Genomic DNA, 14,387 nt, shown 5'->3' with positions numbered 1-14,387 from the left:
TGGCCGGGAGTTGCCATCGGCCCGGTCAGAGGTTTTGCTGCAGAAGGAGACGTTGAATGCCTTATCAAGCCAATGAGCATCTGCTCAAGCACTTCAGGGACAACCAGATCGATCTGAGCAAGATCGACGAACAGCTGCAACAGGTGGCGCCGAACAGCGTCAACCTGCCCCTCTACCGCGACATGATGCTGACCATACTGCGCATGGCCCATGACGACGGCAACCGCTGGAACGCCAAGATCACCCTGCAGGCGCTGCGCGAGCTGGACCACTCCTTCCGCATGCTCGAACGCTACCGCGGTCGCCGCAAGGTCACCGTGTTCGGCTCTGCCCGTACCCCACTGGAACATCCCATGTACGCCCTGGCCAGAGAGCTGGGTGCGACCCTGGCACGCTCGGACTTGATGGTGATCACAGGTGCGGGCGGAGGCATCATGGCCGCAGCTCACGAAGGCGCCGGTGCCGAGCACAGCCTCGGCTTCAACATCACCCTGCCCTTCGAACAGCACGCGAACCCTACGGTGGATGGCACCGACAAACTGCTGCCATTCCATTTCTTCTTCATCCGCAAGCTGTTCTTCGTCAAGGAGGCTGACGGCTTGGTGCTATGCCCTGGTGGCTTCGGCACGCTCGACGAAGCATTGGAAGTGCTGACCTTGATCCAGACCGGCAAAAGCCCATTGGTGCCGGTGGTATTGCTGGACTCGCCTGGCGGAACCTTCTGGCGTGATTGCCTCGACTTCCTCAGTCGTCAGTTGGAAGAAAATCGCTACATCTTGCCTACCGACCTTAAGCTGGTGCGCCTGGTGCACAGTGCCGACGAGGCAGTGGAAGAAATCAACCAGTTTTATAGCAACTACCACTCGAGCCGCTGGCTGAAGAATCAGTTCGTGATCCGCATGCATCATCCGCTCAGTGATGCAGCGCTATTCGACATTCAGGAGGGGTTTGCCGATCTGCGCTTGAGCGGCAAATACCACCAGCAGGCGGACACCGGTGTCGAACATGAAGTGGGAAATTACAGTCACCTGACCCGGCTTACATTCGCTTTCAACGGCCGCGGCCAGGGTCGTCTACGGGAATTGGTGGACTTCATCAACTTGCCGGAAAACTGGGCCAAACCCCAACCGATGCACACGACCCAACGGGCGCGGGAAGCCCTCAAGGTCAGTTAGTAGTCGTCCAGGTCTCGGCCGCTCAACAGGCGGCCGATCATGTCCATGGGAAACCCACGGTAGGCAAGAAAGCGGGTCTGCTGGGCGCGACTGCGCGGATCAATCGGACGCTGCCCGGCAAACTTACGCTGCCAGACCTCCTGTAACCGGGTCGCCCAGTCCACGCCACTTTCGCGCAGCGCCTGTTCAACATCAGCACGGTCCAAGCCACGCTGACCGAGCTCCTCACGAATACGTGCGGGGCCATAGCCTGCGTTGGAGCGGTAATTGATGAAACTCTCGAGGTAGCGGGCTTCACTGAGCAGCCCTTCTTCGGCGAGCCGATCGAGGGCTGGCTCGATCAGTTCATCCGTAGCACCGCGCTGGCGCAGTTTGCGCGTCAGCTCCACGCGACCATGCTCGCGGCGGGCGAGCAGGTCCATGGCTGTCCGCCTGACGGCGACGGGGGTGTCGAGTACGGCGGACATGGGGCCAATCAATAACCGGCTTCGGCGTCAGCCAGGTCACCTGCACCGGCATCAGCCGCGGCAGCTTTGCCAGCGGCGGCTGCAGCGCCGACGTTAAGCAGCTTGTCGCGGATCTGTTTTTCCAGATCTGCACCAATGGCCTGGTTCTCTTGCAGGTACTTGGCAGCGTTAGCCTTGCCCTGGCCGATCTTGTTGCCTTGGTAGCTGTACCAGGCACCGGATTTCTCCACCAGGCCTTGGGAAACGCCCAGGTCGATGATCTCGCCGTTGCGGTAGATGCCCTTGCCATAGAGGATCTGGAACTCGGCTTGGCGGAACGGTGGCGAAACCTTGTTCTTGACGACCTTCACGCGGGTTTCGCTGCCCACCACTTCGTCGCCTTCCTTGACTGCGCCGGTACGGCGGATGTCCAGGCGAACCGAGGCGTAGAACTTCAGCGCGTTACCACCGGTGGTGGTTTCCGGGCTGCCGAACATCACGCCGATCTTCATCCGGATCTGGTTGATGAAGATGACCAGGCAGTTGGCGTTCTTGATGTTACCGGTGATCTTACGCAGCGCCTGCGACATCAGACGCGCCTGCAAACCTACGTGCATGTCGCCCATTTCGCCTTCGATCTCGGCTTTGGGCACCAGTGCGGCCACGGAGTCGACGATGATCACGTCGACCGCGTTGGAGCGCACCAGCATGTCGGTGATTTCCAGCGCCTGCTCACCGGTATCCGGCTGGGACACCAGCAGTTCATCGACGTTGACGCCCAGCTTGCCGGCATACTCTGGATCAAGAGCATGCTCGGCGTCGACGAAGGCGCAGGTGGCGCCGCTTTTCTGGGCTTCGGCGATTACCGACAGGGTCAGCGTGGTCTTACCCGACGATTCCGGACCGTAGATCTCGACGATACGGCCTTTTGGCAGGCCGCCAATGCCCAGAGCGATGTCCAGGCCGAGCGAGCCAGTGGAGATGGCCGGAATACCGGTACGCTCGTGGTCGCCCATGCGCATGACCGCGCCTTTGCCGAATTGGCGTTCGATCTGACCCAGGGCCGCAGCCAAGGCGCGCTTCTTGTTGTCGTCCATTGAAATCCTCACGTGTTCGACTGGCCCTGAATGGCCGGAATAACTGTATAAGTAGCCAGTATTATTCCACAGCGAGGCGCCTGAGCAAACCCCCGTTGGTGATTTACTCGGCACCAAGCTGTAACAAGCCGTCTAACGCGGCGATCACCGTTTGTCGGCGTACCGCTTCGCGGTCACCCTCGAACTGCCGACGCTCGCTATAGAGGTGGTCACCATCGGCCCAGGCCAGCCATACCGTGCCGACCGGTTTGGCCGGCGAGCCGCCGCCAGGTCCGGCAACGCCGCTGACAGCCACCGCAAAGCGCGCGCCGCTTGCTGCCTGGGCACCCTTGACCATGGCCTCGACCACCGCCTGACTGACCGCTCCCACCTGCTCGAAGAACGCGTCCGGCACGCCCAATTGGCGCGTCTTTTGCCGATTGGAATAGGTCACGAAGCCGGCCTCGAACCAGGCAGAACTGCCGGCAACACGGGTAATCGCTTCGGCGATGCCGCCGCCCGTGCAGGATTCAGCAGTACTCACCTGGGCATTGAAACGCAGCAGATGCTCGCCCAGTCGGGCGGAAAGAACGGTGATCGGGTCCATGGCCGGCTCCTTGCTCAAGTCCGCACTACCCTATCACCCTGGCTCGCCTGGGCAAGGCTTGGCTGACCTGAACATGCCAATAAGGACTGGCTGGGAATGCTCGGCGTCGACTGCAGCCCATCCTCTCTGCAGCAGCGGGAAAAAGCCTGTACCATTGCCGGTTTCAAAATCGCCCACCGAATCACCGCTGTAAGGCCCCGAATGTCTGACCTCTCCGCGCACACTCCAATGATGCAACAGTACTGGAAGCTGAAGAACCAGCACCCGGACCAGTTGATGTTCTATCGCATGGGCGATTTCTACGAGATCTTCTACGAAGACGCGAAGAAAGCCGCCAAACTGCTGGATATCACCCTGACCGCGCGCGGCCAGTCGGCCGGCCAGTCGATCCCCATGTGCGGGATTCCTTTCCATTCGGCGGAGGGCTACCTGGCCAAGCTGGTAAAGCTTGGCGAGTCGGTGGTGATCTGCGAACAGATCGGTGATCCGGCCACCAGCAAAGGCCCGGTGGAGCGCCAGGTGGTGCGCATCATCACCCCAGGCACGGTGAGCGACGAGGCGCTGCTCGATGAGCGTCGCGACAACCTGATCGCGGCCCTGCTCGGTGACGAGCGCCTGTTCGGCCTGGCGGTGCTGGATATCACCAGCGGCAACTTCTCCGTGCAGGAGATCAAGGGCTGGGAGAACCTGCTGGCCGAGCTTGAGCGGATCAACCCGGTCGAGCTGCTGATCCCTGATGACTGGCCACGCGATTTGCCGGCGGAAAAGCGCCCGGGCTGCCGCCGCCGGGCGCCATGGGACTTCGACCGAGACTCGGCGCGCAAGAGCCTGTGCCAGCAGTTCGCGACCAAAGACCTCAAGGGCTTTGGCTGCGACAAGCTGACCCTGGCGATCGGCGCGGCAGGCTGTCTGCTGACCTACGCCAAGGAAACCCAGCGCACCACCCTGCCCCACCTGCGCAGCCTGCGCCACGAGCGGATGGACGACACGGTCATCCTCGACGGTGCCAGCCGCCGCAACCTGGAGCTGGACGTCAACCTCGCCGGCGGCCGCGACAATACCCTGCAGTCGGTCATCGACCGTTGCCAGACCGCCATGGCCAGCCGCTTGCTGAGCCGTTGGCTGAACCGCCCGCTGCGCGACCTCAAGGTGTTGCAGGCACGTCAGGACTCGATCCGCTGCCTGCTGGATGGCTACCGGTACGAAAAACTGCAGCCGCAACTCAAAGAGATCGGTGACCTGGAGCGTATCCTCGCCCGGATCGGCTTGCGCAACGCCCGCCCACGCGACCTTGCGCGCCTGCGCGATGCCCTCGGCGCGCTGCCCGAGCTGCAGAACGCCATGGCCGAACTGGAGGCGCCGCACCTGGCGCGCCTGGCGGCCATTACCGGGACCTACCCGGAGCTTGCCAGCCTGCTGGAGCGGGCCATCATCGACACCCCGCCCGCGGTCATCCGCGACGGTGGTGTGCTCAAGGTCGGCTACGACAGCGAGCTCGACGAACTGCTGGCGATGAGCGAGAACGCCGGGCAATTCCTGATCGATCTGGAAGCCCGCGAGAAGGCCCGTACCGGCCTGGCCAACCTCAAGGTTGGCTACAACCGGGTTCACGGCTACTTTATCGAACTGCCGAGCAAGCAGGCCGAACAGGCTCCCGGTGACTACATCCGGCGCCAGACTCTCAAGGGCGCCGAGCGCTTCATCACGCCTGAGCTGAAAGCCTTTGAAGACAAGGCGCTGTCGGCCAAGAGCCGCGCGCTGGCGCGCGAGAAGATGCTCTATGACGCGCTGCTGGAAAACCTGATCAGTCATCTCGCTCCACTACAGGACAGCGCCGCGGCCCTGGCCGAGCTGGATGTGCTGAGCAACCTGGCCGAGCGCGCACTGAGTCTGGACCTGAACTGCCCAAGCTTTGTCGACGAGCCTTGCCTGCGTATCGAGCAGGGTCGCCATCCGGTGGTCGAGCAGGTTCTGACCACGCCGTTCGTTGCCAACGACCTGGGCCTGGACAACAGCACGCGCATGTTGATCATCACCGGCCCGAACATGGGCGGTAAGTCGACCTACATGCGCCAGACTGCGCTGATCGTGCTCATGGCGCACATCGGTAGCTTCGTTCCGGCGACGCGTTGTGAGCTGTCGCTGGTCGACCGTATCTTTACCCGAATCGGTTCAAGTGATGACCTGGCCGGCGGGCGCTCCACCTTCATGGTCGAGATGAGCGAAACCGCCAACATCCTGCACAACGCAACCGAGCGCAGCCTGGTCCTGATGGATGAAGTCGGCCGCGGCACCAGCACCTTCGACGGCCTGTCGTTAGCCTGGGCAGCCGCCGAGCGCTTGGCCCAACTGCGCGCCTATACCCTGTTCGCTACACACTACTTCGAGCTGACTGTGCTGCCGGAGAGTGAGCCGCTGGTGGCTAACGTGCACCTTAATGCCACCGAGCACAACGAGCGCATCGTCTTCCTTCACCACGTCCTGCCCGGCCCGGCGAGCCAGAGTTACGGCTTGGCCGTAGCTCAGCTTGCCGGCGTGCCGGGGGCGGTGATCCAGCGTGCCCGCGAGCACCTGGGTCGCCTGGAGACCGCCAGCCTGCCGCACGAGGCACCCGTGGCAAAAGCCAAGGGCGAGCCACAAGCGCCGCACCAGAGCGATCTGTTCGCCAGCCTGCCGCATCCGGCCATCGACAAGCTGGGCAAGCTCGACCTGGATGACATGACGCCACGCCAAGCTATCGAAATGCTATATCAACTGAAGAACCTGTTATAACGGCCGCCTGCGCAAGCTGGTAGAATCCCGCGCGGTTTGCTGGTGCTGCAGGTTATTAGCCTGGCCTGCAGCCACACACCTGTGAACCGCGCTGCCCTGCAAGGAAGGGCACGCTGCCGTTGCCTGAGGAGAAAATTAGAAATGACCTTCGTCGTCACCGACAACTGCATCAAGTGCAAGTACACCGACTGCGTGGAAGTCTGTCCGGTGGACTGCTTCTATGAAGGCCCGAACTTCCTGGTCATTCACCCGGACGAGTGCATTGATTGCGCCCTGTGCGAGCCTGAATGCCCTGCCCAAGCCATTTTCTCAGAAGATGAAGTGCCTGCTGGCATGGACAACTTCATTGAGCTCAACGCTGAGTTGGCGGAGATCTGGCCGAATATTACCGAGAGGAAAGACGCTTTGCCTGATGCGGCGGAGTGGGATGGCAAGACCGGTAAGATTGCCGATCTGGAGCGCTGATTGGTTCAGTTGTTTCAGTTCGAAAAAAGGCGGCCTTCGGGCCGCTTTTTTTTGGGTTATCCAGGGATTGTTGGGGGGATTATCTGTTGGCTTGGCTTGGCTGGCTGGCTGGCTGGCTGGCTTAGGAATTGTGGGCTTATCCATTTGATGTGGTGGCGCCACTGGCCCCTTCCGCCCTTACGGCGGGTCACTTTTTTTCTTGGAAAAAAGTAACCAAAAACCGCTTGCTCCTGCATCCGGCCCTTCGCTGCTCTACGGGTCCCCTCGCTCCGGTCTTGCTCCGGGAGGACCGCGCTGTACGGCCCATCCTGGGCCTCAGCGCTTTCCGGCCATCCATGGCCTCCACCTCCCTGCGCAAGACCTCCACTCGGCCTCCTGAAGTCGCAAAGTTACGGGCGGCGTCTGGGCTGGCGTTGTCTTCGATAGTGGCAGGTGGGGTGGATATTCGGGCCTCTTCGCGGGACAATCCCGCTTACAGGTACAGCGCCGAATCCGAAATCTGCGCAAACCCTGTAGGAGCGGGCTTGTCCCGCGAAGAGGCCGGTACTGCCAATGCAAATCGCAGGGCGCAGCCCTGCCCAGCCACCCCACAAATCCGCTGGTAAACGAAAAAAGCGAGAGCGCAGCGATTCGCCTGCAGTTGCAGCGGCTGTTGATCTTGATCTGCGCTCGGCCTCCTGACGTCGCGAAGTTACGGGCGGCGTCTGGGCTGGCGTTGTCTTCGATAGTGGCAGGTGTGGTGGATATTCGGGCCTCTTCGCGGGGCAAGCCCGCTCCTACAGGGATTACGCCGAATCCGAGATCTGCGCCAACCCTGTACAAGCGGGCTTGTCCCGCGAAGAGGCCGGTACTGCCAATGCAAATCGCAGGGCGCAGCCCTGCCCAGCCACCCCACAAATCCGCTCGTAAACAAACAAAGCGAGAGCGCAGCGATTCGCCAGCCGTTGCCCTGGCGGTTGATCTTGATCTGGCTCTTGATCTACCAGCGACTTCAGGAGGCCGAGTGGAGGTCTTGCGTAGGGAGGTGGAGGCCATGGATGGCCGGAAAGCGCTGAGGCCCAGGAGGGGCCGTACAGCGCGGTCCTCCCGGAGCAAGACCGGAGCGAGGGAACCCCGCAGCGCAGCGGAGGGGCCGGATGCAGGAGCAAGCGGTTTTTGGTTACTTTTTTCCAAGAAACAAAGTGACCCGTCGTAAGGGCGGAAGGGGCCAGTGGCGCCGCCACATCAAATGGATAAGCCCCCAACCTACAAGCCCAAGACCAAAACCAAGCCCAATCCCCAACGCATACGAAAACGCCCACTGCAAAGCAGCGGGCGTCCTCAAAATCCTGACAGGCTACCTTCTGAAAAACAGACAAAAAAAAGGGGCGGTTTGACCCGCCCACATTTTTTCCGTAGTCCCTGCTTGTCCCAAACATCATCCTGATGAATCGCTTCCTGCGATGTCCTTGGCCTTCATCCTGAGGGCCTGTGCCTGTCCGTTGGCACAGTTCAGATACTATCGATTTCCCCAGGCCAAACAACTGCAGGATCTTACCAATCATTGCAGGGGACACATTTCCTAAAACCCTAAAACACCATAATTATCAATAGCTTATGAATTCAGAGCCAATGAAAACGACAATGATTTACTGATCAGCAGGCCAATCTCTTACAGCCCGCGTAAGCGATGTCTTACACGCTGTGCAACAAGGGTGGCACTTGTCGTATTTTTCCCACACTGCCCATTTTTCCACACATACAAAAACGCCCCGAAGCAATCGGGGCGTCAGTCACCACAAAGCACCTTACTGGAACAGCGACTCACTAGAGAGGCCATTCTTCTCGAGGATCTCGCGAAGACGCTTGAGCCCCTCGACCTGAATCTGCCGCACACGCTCACGCGTCAGACCAATCTCCAGGCCAACATCCTCCAGCGTGCTGCTCTCATGGCCGCGCAGCCCGAAGCGACGCACCACCACCTCGCGTTGCTTGTCGGTCAACTCGCCCAACCACTGGTCGATGCTCTGCGACAGATCATCATCCTGCAGCAGTTCGCACGGATCGGTAGGACGGTCATCGGTCAGGGTATCGAGCAGGGTCTTGTCGGAGTCCGGCCCCAGCGACACATCCACCGACGACACCCGCTCGTTTAGACCCAGCATGCGCTTGACCTCGGCAACCGGCTTCTCCAGCAGGTTGGCGATCTCTTCAGGCGATGGCTCGTGGTCGAGTTTCTGGGTCAGCTCACGCGCGGCGCGCAGATAGACATTGAGTTCCTTGACCACATGGATCGGCAGGCGAATGGTGCGGGTCTGGTTCATGATCGCCCGCTCGATGGTCTGGCGGATCCACCAGGTCGCATAAGTCGAGAAGCGGAAACCACGCTCCGGGTCAAACTTCTCCACCGCGCGAATCAAGCCAAGATTGCCCTCCTCGATCAAGTCGAGCAGCGACAGACCACGATTCACATAACGGCGGGCGATTTTAACAACCAGGCGCAGGTTGCTTTCGATCATGCGTTTGCGACCAGCAGGGTCGCCTTTCTGCGAGAGGCGTGCAAAGTGCACTTCCTCTTCGGGGGAGAGCAGCGGCGAGAAGCCGATCTCGTTGAGATACAGCTGGGTGGCATCGAGCGCCCGGCTGTAATCGATGTACTTGTGTTGCTTGAGCGACGAGGCCGACTTGGCCTTGGTCCGAACCGATGGTACAGCAGGTTCGTCTGACACCGCATCCGTTTCCAAGACAATGCCCGTCTCCATCAGGAGAAGGTCATCATCGATGTCAAACTCCGGCACTTCTTTACTGAGAGCCATTGTTATAGTCCTTTGCTGAGTTCGAACTCAGACTCTAGCGGCACCTGATTCCCTGGCAGCGCTGGAGCCTGTCCCCTCTACATCCAAGGAACAGGCCGGGTACAACGATCAACGACGTGGCAAGAACTGGAGCGGATCGACGGGTTTGCCCTGACGGCGGATTTCAAAATGCAGTTTCACCCGGTCAGTGCCCGTGGACCCCATTTCAGCGATAGCCTGCCCTGCCTTGACCTGCTGCCCTTCCCGAACCAACAGCCTGCGGTTGTGACCGTAGGCACTGACGTAGGTATCGCTGTGCTTGATGATGATCAGCTCGCCGTAGCCCCTCAAACCACTTCCGGCGTAGACCACTGCACCACCAGACGCAGCAAAAACAGGCTGTCCCAAATCACCGGCGATATCAATGCCTTTATTCAAACTACCGTTTGAAGCAAATTTTCCAATCAGCACGCCGTTCGCTGGCCAGGTCCAGCCGCCCGCAGTGCGCTCTGCGGCGGGCACCGAAGTCACCGTAGTAGTGCTCGTGGCCGGCGCAGTGGTCACCACCTTGCCGCTGCCTGTAGGCACCGGCGCGGTGCCTACAGGCCGGCGGATGACGGTGGTCTTGCTCGATGACGAAGGACTGGATACCACCGTGGTACTACCGGTCGAACCACTGCTGAAACGGATCGCCTGGCCTGGGCGGATGGTATACGGCGCGCTGATGTTGTTGCGCGCGGCGAGCTCTTTGTAATCCCAGCCATAGCGGAAAGCGATCGAGAACAGCGTATCGCCGGGCTTGACGGTGTATTGCCCGGACGTCACGGTCGGTCGCTTGGGCGCGGCAGCATTGCGGTCGACTACCCGCGCACCGCTGGTCGAGCTGGTGCTGGAGCAGCCTGCCAGCAGCGTGCCCATGGCCAGTGCAATCACCAGGAGCTTGAAACCCGATCGATCCTTGCGCTGCAGACTGTTTGTGTGACCCACCCGCGCTCCCCTCATGATGCCGTAAACCGTTATGGCGAAACGAAATGCAATAATGTTGCAATTATAACCGAGCCCATCCGCCTTGGGTGGGCGCTACGAGACCCGATGCTGCTACTGCACATGCGAACACCCCGCCAGATAGACAGGGCCGTGCGGCAAGAATTCGTCAGCGTAGCAAATATTCCGTGCGTCTCAGGCCAGCGGACCGTTGAGCAGGGGCACGAAGCGCACTGCGCCCATCACCCGCCGAGAGAATCCATGCTCCTCACGGACGATCAGCAGCAGCTGTTGAGACTCTCCCGCCGGGCCGACCGGTATGACCAGTCGCCCCCCAGGAGCAAGCTGGTCGAGCAGGGCCTGGGGAACCTCCGGTGCAACCGCGGTAACGATGATGCCGTTGTACGGCGCCAGCGCCTGCCAGCCGTCGCAACCGTCGCCCCAGCGGAACACCACGTTGCGCAGGTTGAATTCAACCAGGCGCTCCTTGGCCCGGTCCTGCAGGACCTTGATCCGCTCGACCGAAAACACCCGCTCTACCAGTTGCGCCAGGATCGCCGTCTGGTAACCGGAGCCGGTACCGATCTCAAGCACCTTGTCCAGCGGCCCTGCCTCCAGCAGCAGTTCGCTCATGTGGGCGACGATGAATGGCTGGGAGATGGTCTGGTTGTGCCCGATCGGCAGGGCGGTGTCTTCGTAGGCCCGGTGCGCGAGCGCTTCATCGACGAAGAGGTGACGCGGCGTACGGCGAATGGCCTCGAGCACCTTGCTGTTGGTCACCCCTTCCTCGCACAGCCGCTGGATCAACCGCTCGCGGGTACGCTGGGAGGTCATGCCGATCCCGTGGCGCTGCATATCGTCCTTTTCCCGCATCAGAGCACGCCCTCCAGCCAACCATCGAGCTGTTCGAAGGCGTCGTTGAAGGTCCGGTCGAGCTGCAGCGGCGTGATCGAGACGTAGCCCTGCATGACCGCATGGAAATCAGTGCCCGGCCCGCCATCCTCGGCATCTCCGGCCACTGCGATCCAGTAGCCTTCCTTGCCGCGCGGGTTGACCACCTTGGTCGGCGCCGCCGCCCGGGCACGATGACCGAGCCGGGTGAGCTGGATACCGCGGATGTGCTCCAGCGGCAGGTTGGGAATGTTGATGTTGAGAACCGTGCGCGGCGGCAGTTGCAGACGCGACTGTGCCTCGACCAGGCGGCGGGCGATGTGGGCGGCCGTCGGCAGGTTGTCTGGCTGGCGCGAAAGCAACGAAAACGCCAGCGAGGTACCGCCGAGGAAACGCCCTTCGAGGGCTGCCGCGACCGTGCCGGAATACAGAACATCGTCACCCAGGTTGGCACCCAGGTTGATACCCGAAACGACCATGTCCGGCGTGTACGGGAGCAAACCGTTAAGCCCCAGGTGCACGCAATCGGTCGGCGTGCCGTTGAGGCTGATGAAGCCATTGGCCAGGACCTGCGGGTGCAGCGGCCGGTCCAGGGTCAACGAGCTGCTGGCGCCGCTCTTGTCCTGGTCGGGAGCAATCACCGCGCACTCGGCGTAATCCGCCAGCGCAGCATGCAGCGCGGCGAGGCCGGGCGCGGTAACACCGTCATCATTGGAAATCAGAATACGCATGGGCTGTCCGTCTGCCCTGCCGGCACCAGATCGACAAGTTCGCGCACAACCACGGTGGCGAAGCATCCGGCCGGAAGGACGAATTCCAGTTGCAGGATATCAGGCTCGGGATAATGCCACGTAAGCCCACCAATAGGGAGCCGCAGTATGCGTCGTTCGTGACTCATCCCCGCGCCCGCCAGCCAGTTGCACAATGCCAGGTGTTGCTCGCCGAGGCCCGACTCGAGCGCCGCCGTGGCTGCGCCGGCCGGCGTGGCGCCTTCGCCCCACAGTGGCCCGGTCGGATGCAGGTCAAGAATGGCCAGGCGTGGATCAGAGCATTCGGCCTCGCCCGCAGCAAAAAAGCTGCGACTGTCGGTGAAGGCCAGCAGATCACCCACCTGTGCCCGTTGCCAACTGCCATCCGCAACCCGCGCGGCCAGCACCTGGTTGAACAGGTAGCTGCGTCCGGCCGAAAGCAGCCGTGAGCGTACGTTGCGCTGCTCTGGCAATGCCGCGCGTTCAGCCCACTGCTGGGCGTCATGCACGTTGCCGCCGCCGTGGCCGAAGCGCTGGCTGCCGAAATAGTTGGGCACGCCCTGCGCCTTGAGCTGCTCCAGGCGTGCATCCAGTGCGGCATGGTCCGCCGCCAGGGCGGTCAGGCGCAAGGTGAAGCCGTTGGCTGAGTGCGCGCCACGTTGCAGCTTGCGCTGGTGGCGAACCTGCTTGAGTACACGCAGGGTTTCGTCCTCAGCGCGCGACAGGTCCGGATCGGCCTTGCCCGGCAGGTGCAGGCTGAACCATTGGCGGGTCAGGGCCTGGCGATCCTTGAGGCCGGCGTAACTGATCGAACGGACCGGCACGCCGGCAGCGCGAGCAAGACGGCGAGCAGCCTCTTCGGTGTTCAGGTCACGTTTCTCGACCCACAGCCAGAGGTGTTCACCCTGGCCGGACAGCGGAATATCGAGGACTTCGTCGACCTGAAAATCTTCGGCCACTGCCTTGAGCACGGCAGTACCCAGCGCTTCACCCGAGGCCCGAGGCCCCAACAGTTGCAGTTCGTTCATGCTGGCAACAACAGGGCGACCGCGTGCACGGCGATACCCTCCTCGCGCCCGGCGAAACCGAGTTTTTCCGTGGTGGTGGCCTTGACGTTGACCTGATCGAGCTCGACCTGCAGGTCGTCGGCGATGCGTTGGCGCATGCTCTCGATATGCGGCGCCATCTTGGGCGCCTGGGCGACGATGGTGGCGTCGACATTGCCAACCTTCCAGCCCTTGGCATGGATGATGGCCAGCACATGACGCAGCAGCACGCGGCTGTCAGCGCCCTTGAACTGTGGATCGGTGTCGGGAAAGTGCTTGCCGATATCGCCGAGCGCTGCGGCGCCCAGCAGGGCATCGCTCAAGGCGTGCAAGACGACGTCGCCGTCGGAATGGGCCAGCAGGCCGTATTTGTGAGGGATACGCACCCCACCCAAGGTAATGAAATCACCGTCGGCAAACCGGTGCACATCGTAGCCATGGCCAATACGCATAGAAAAACGCCCTGATTAAGTCAGGGCGGGATTCTACCTGCTTTGGACTACCTTGGGCGTTTGGTTTTAGGGCTGCGACGCAGCCCCGTCGCAATCAAACCCGGCGCAGGGACTGCGCGTGATGGCGCAGGTGCTCGTCGATGAAGCTGGCGATGAAGTAGTAGCTGTGGTCGTAGCCAGGCTGCAGGCGCAAGGTCAGCGCATGGCCACCCTTGCGTGCGGCCTGCTCCAGCGCCTCGGGCTTGAGCTGCGTGGCGAGGAAATCATCGCGATCGCCCTGGTCCACCAGCACCGGCGGGCACTCGCCAGCCGGGGTCTCGGCCAGCAGCACGCTGGCATCCCACTCACGCCAGCGCGCACGGTCGTCACCCAGATAACGGGAGAAGGCCTTCTCGCCCCACGGGCAGTCCATGGGGTTGCTGATCGGTGAGAACGCCGACACCGAGCGATACCGCCCCGGGTTGCGCAAGGCGCACACCAGCGCGCCATGCCCACCCATGGAGTGGCCACTGATGCTGCGCTGGTCGGAGGCCGGGAAATGCGCCTCGACCAGTGCCGGCAACTCGTCTACCACGTAGTCATGCATGCGGTAGTGTTGAGCCCAAGGCTGCTGGGTGGCGTTAAGGTAGAAACCGGCGCCGAGGCCGAAATCCCAGGCACCGTCAGGGTCGCCCGGCACCTGCTCGCCACGCGGGCTGGTGTCGGGCGCGACGATGATCAGGCCAAGCTCGGCGGCCAGGCGCTGGGCGCCGGCCTTCTGCATGAAGTTCTCATCGGTACAGGTCAGGCCGCTCAGCCAATACAGCACCGGCAGCTTCTCGCCCTGCTCCGCCTGCGGCGGCAGGTACACGGCGAAGACCATGTCGCAGCCGAGTACCTTGGAGTGGTGCCGATAACGCTTGTGCCAGCCGCCGAAGCTTTTCTGGCAGGAGATGTTTTCCAGGCTCATG

13 protein-coding genes are annotated in these 14,387 nt (G+C 61.8%); 3 read left to right on the top strand and 10 right to left on the bottom strand.

Annotated elements, in window-relative coordinates:
- The first annotated feature begins 56 nt into the window (after positions 1–56).
- A complete protein-coding gene (locus J3B00_RS08520) occupies positions 57–1,175 on the top strand; it encodes an LOG family protein (protein ID WP_209866663.1) in 1,119 nt (372 codons plus the stop codon).
- Here J3B00_RS08520 and recX read toward each other — a convergent pair.
- The 3 genes from recX to J3B00_RS08505 all read right to left on the bottom strand — a co-directional run bounded on the left by recX (position 1,172) and on the right by J3B00_RS08505 (position 3,304).
- Positions 1,172–1,642 (bottom strand): recombination regulator RecX, encoded by a 471-nt coding sequence (gene recX / locus J3B00_RS08515; protein WP_209866661.1) that lies wholly within the window; start codon positions 1,640–1,642, stop codon positions 1,172–1,174. The two genes, J3B00_RS08520 and recX, sit on opposite strands and share 4 nt — an antisense overlap.
- 8 nt (positions 1,643–1,650) lie before the next feature.
- Entirely contained in the window at positions 1,651–2,718 is a 1,068-nt protein-coding gene (recA, locus tag J3B00_RS08510) for a recombinase RecA (RefSeq protein WP_209866659.1), read from the bottom strand.
- A gap of 103 nt (positions 2,719–2,821) precedes the next feature.
- Positions 2,822–3,304, bottom strand: a complete 483-nt coding sequence (locus tag J3B00_RS08505) for a nicotinamide-nucleotide amidohydrolase family protein (RefSeq protein WP_209866657.1) — start codon at positions 3,302–3,304, stop codon at positions 2,822–2,824.
- A 201-nt stretch (positions 3,305–3,505) separates the two neighbouring features.
- On the opposite strand from J3B00_RS08505, the gene mutS reads away from it, so the two are divergent.
- Positions 3,506–6,076, top strand: a complete 2,571-nt coding sequence (gene mutS, locus J3B00_RS08500) for a DNA mismatch repair protein MutS (protein WP_209866656.1) — start codon at positions 3,506–3,508, stop codon at positions 6,074–6,076.
- A 141-nt stretch (positions 6,077–6,217) separates the two neighbouring features.
- On the top strand, positions 6,218–6,541 hold the full coding sequence (gene fdxA / locus J3B00_RS08495) for a ferredoxin FdxA (protein ID WP_209866654.1): 324 nt from the start codon (positions 6,218–6,220) through the stop codon (positions 6,539–6,541).
- A 1,787-nt stretch (positions 6,542–8,328) separates the two neighbouring features.
- Here the strand turns inward: fdxA and rpoS are convergent.
- The 7 genes from rpoS to fghA form a co-directional block, all read right to left on the bottom strand.
- Positions 8,329–9,336 carry an RNA polymerase sigma factor RpoS gene (gene rpoS, locus J3B00_RS08490; protein ID WP_209866652.1) on the bottom strand — a complete coding sequence of 336 codons (1,008 nt, stop codon included), beginning with the start codon at positions 9,334–9,336 and terminating at the stop codon, positions 8,329–8,331.
- Between the two features lie 108 nt (positions 9,337–9,444).
- Positions 9,445–10,302: a peptidoglycan DD-metalloendopeptidase family protein gene (locus J3B00_RS08485; protein ID WP_209874680.1), complete on the bottom strand. Its 858-nt coding sequence runs from the start codon at positions 10,300–10,302 to the stop codon at positions 9,445–9,447.
- A 192-nt stretch (positions 10,303–10,494) separates the two neighbouring features.
- The gene (locus J3B00_RS08480; RefSeq protein ID WP_209874679.1) at positions 10,495–11,133 is read right to left on the bottom strand and encodes a protein-L-isoaspartate(D-aspartate) O-methyltransferase; all 639 of its coding nucleotides are present in this window, start codon (positions 11,131–11,133) and stop codon (positions 10,495–10,497) included.
- A gap of 38 nt (positions 11,134–11,171) precedes the next feature.
- Entirely contained in the window at positions 11,172–11,921 is a 750-nt protein-coding gene (surE, locus tag J3B00_RS08475; RefSeq protein ID WP_209866649.1) for a 5'/3'-nucleotidase SurE, read from the bottom strand.
- A complete protein-coding gene (truD, locus tag J3B00_RS08470; RefSeq protein WP_209866646.1) occupies positions 11,909–12,967 on the bottom strand; it encodes a tRNA pseudouridine(13) synthase TruD in 1,059 nt (352 codons plus the stop codon). The genes surE and truD overlap by 13 nt, the downstream gene beginning before the upstream one ends.
- On the bottom strand, positions 12,964–13,437 hold the full coding sequence (gene ispF / locus J3B00_RS08465) for a 2-C-methyl-D-erythritol 2,4-cyclodiphosphate synthase (RefSeq protein WP_209866642.1): 474 nt from the start codon (positions 13,435–13,437) through the stop codon (positions 12,964–12,966). Before ispF ends, truD begins: the two co-directional genes overlap by 4 nt.
- 94 nt (positions 13,438–13,531) lie before the next feature.
- On the bottom strand, positions 13,532–14,386 hold the full coding sequence (gene fghA / locus J3B00_RS08460; protein ID WP_209866638.1) for an S-formylglutathione hydrolase: 855 nt from the start codon (positions 14,384–14,386) through the stop codon (positions 13,532–13,534).
- Position 14,387 lies beyond the last annotated feature (1 nt).

The organism is Pseudomonas sp. BP8 (assembly GCF_017875955.1).
In the GTDB taxonomy this organism is placed as follows: Bacteria; Pseudomonadota; Gammaproteobacteria; order Pseudomonadales; family Pseudomonadaceae; genus Aquipseudomonas.
Note: the sequence above shows the minus strand (reverse complement) of the source record. Positions and strands in the feature narration are given on the sequence as shown.

What these genes read in the sequence shown, in the direction of transcription:
- surE (WP_209866649.1), bottom strand. Translation starts at nt 11,921, where the DNA reads ATGCGTATTCTGATTTCCAATGATGACGGTGTTACCGCGCCCGGCCTC.
- mutS (WP_209866656.1), top strand. Translation starts at nt 3,506, where the DNA reads ATGTCTGACCTCTCCGCGCACACTCCAATGATGCAACAGTACTGGAAG.
- fghA (WP_209866638.1), bottom strand. Translation starts at nt 14,386, where the DNA reads ATGAGCCTGGAAAACATCTCCTGCCAGAAAAGCTTCGGCGGCTGGCAC.
- J3B00_RS08480 (WP_209874679.1), bottom strand. Translation starts at nt 11,133, where the DNA reads ATGACCTCCCAGCGTACCCGCGAGCGGTTGATCCAGCGGCTGTGCGAG.
- recA (WP_209866659.1), bottom strand. Translation starts at nt 2,718, where the DNA reads ATGGACGACAACAAGAAGCGCGCCTTGGCTGCGGCCCTGGGTCAGATC.
- truD (WP_209866646.1), bottom strand. Translation starts at nt 12,967, where the DNA reads ATGAACGAACTGCAACTGTTGGGGCCTCGGGCCTCGGGTGAAGCGCTG.
- ispF (WP_209866642.1), bottom strand. Translation starts at nt 13,437, where the DNA reads ATGCGTATTGGCCATGGCTACGATGTGCACCGGTTTGCCGACGGTGAT.
- J3B00_RS08505 (WP_209866657.1), bottom strand. Translation starts at nt 3,304, where the DNA reads ATGGACCCGATCACCGTTCTTTCCGCCCGACTGGGCGAGCATCTGCTG.
- J3B00_RS08520 (WP_209866663.1), top strand. Translation starts at nt 57, where the DNA reads ATGCCTTATCAAGCCAATGAGCATCTGCTCAAGCACTTCAGGGACAAC.
- recX (WP_209866661.1), bottom strand. Translation starts at nt 1,642, where the DNA reads ATGTCCGCCGTACTCGACACCCCCGTCGCCGTCAGGCGGACAGCCATG.
- fdxA (WP_209866654.1), top strand. Translation starts at nt 6,218, where the DNA reads ATGACCTTCGTCGTCACCGACAACTGCATCAAGTGCAAGTACACCGAC.
- rpoS (WP_209866652.1), bottom strand. Translation starts at nt 9,336, where the DNA reads ATGGCTCTCAGTAAAGAAGTGCCGGAGTTTGACATCGATGATGACCTT.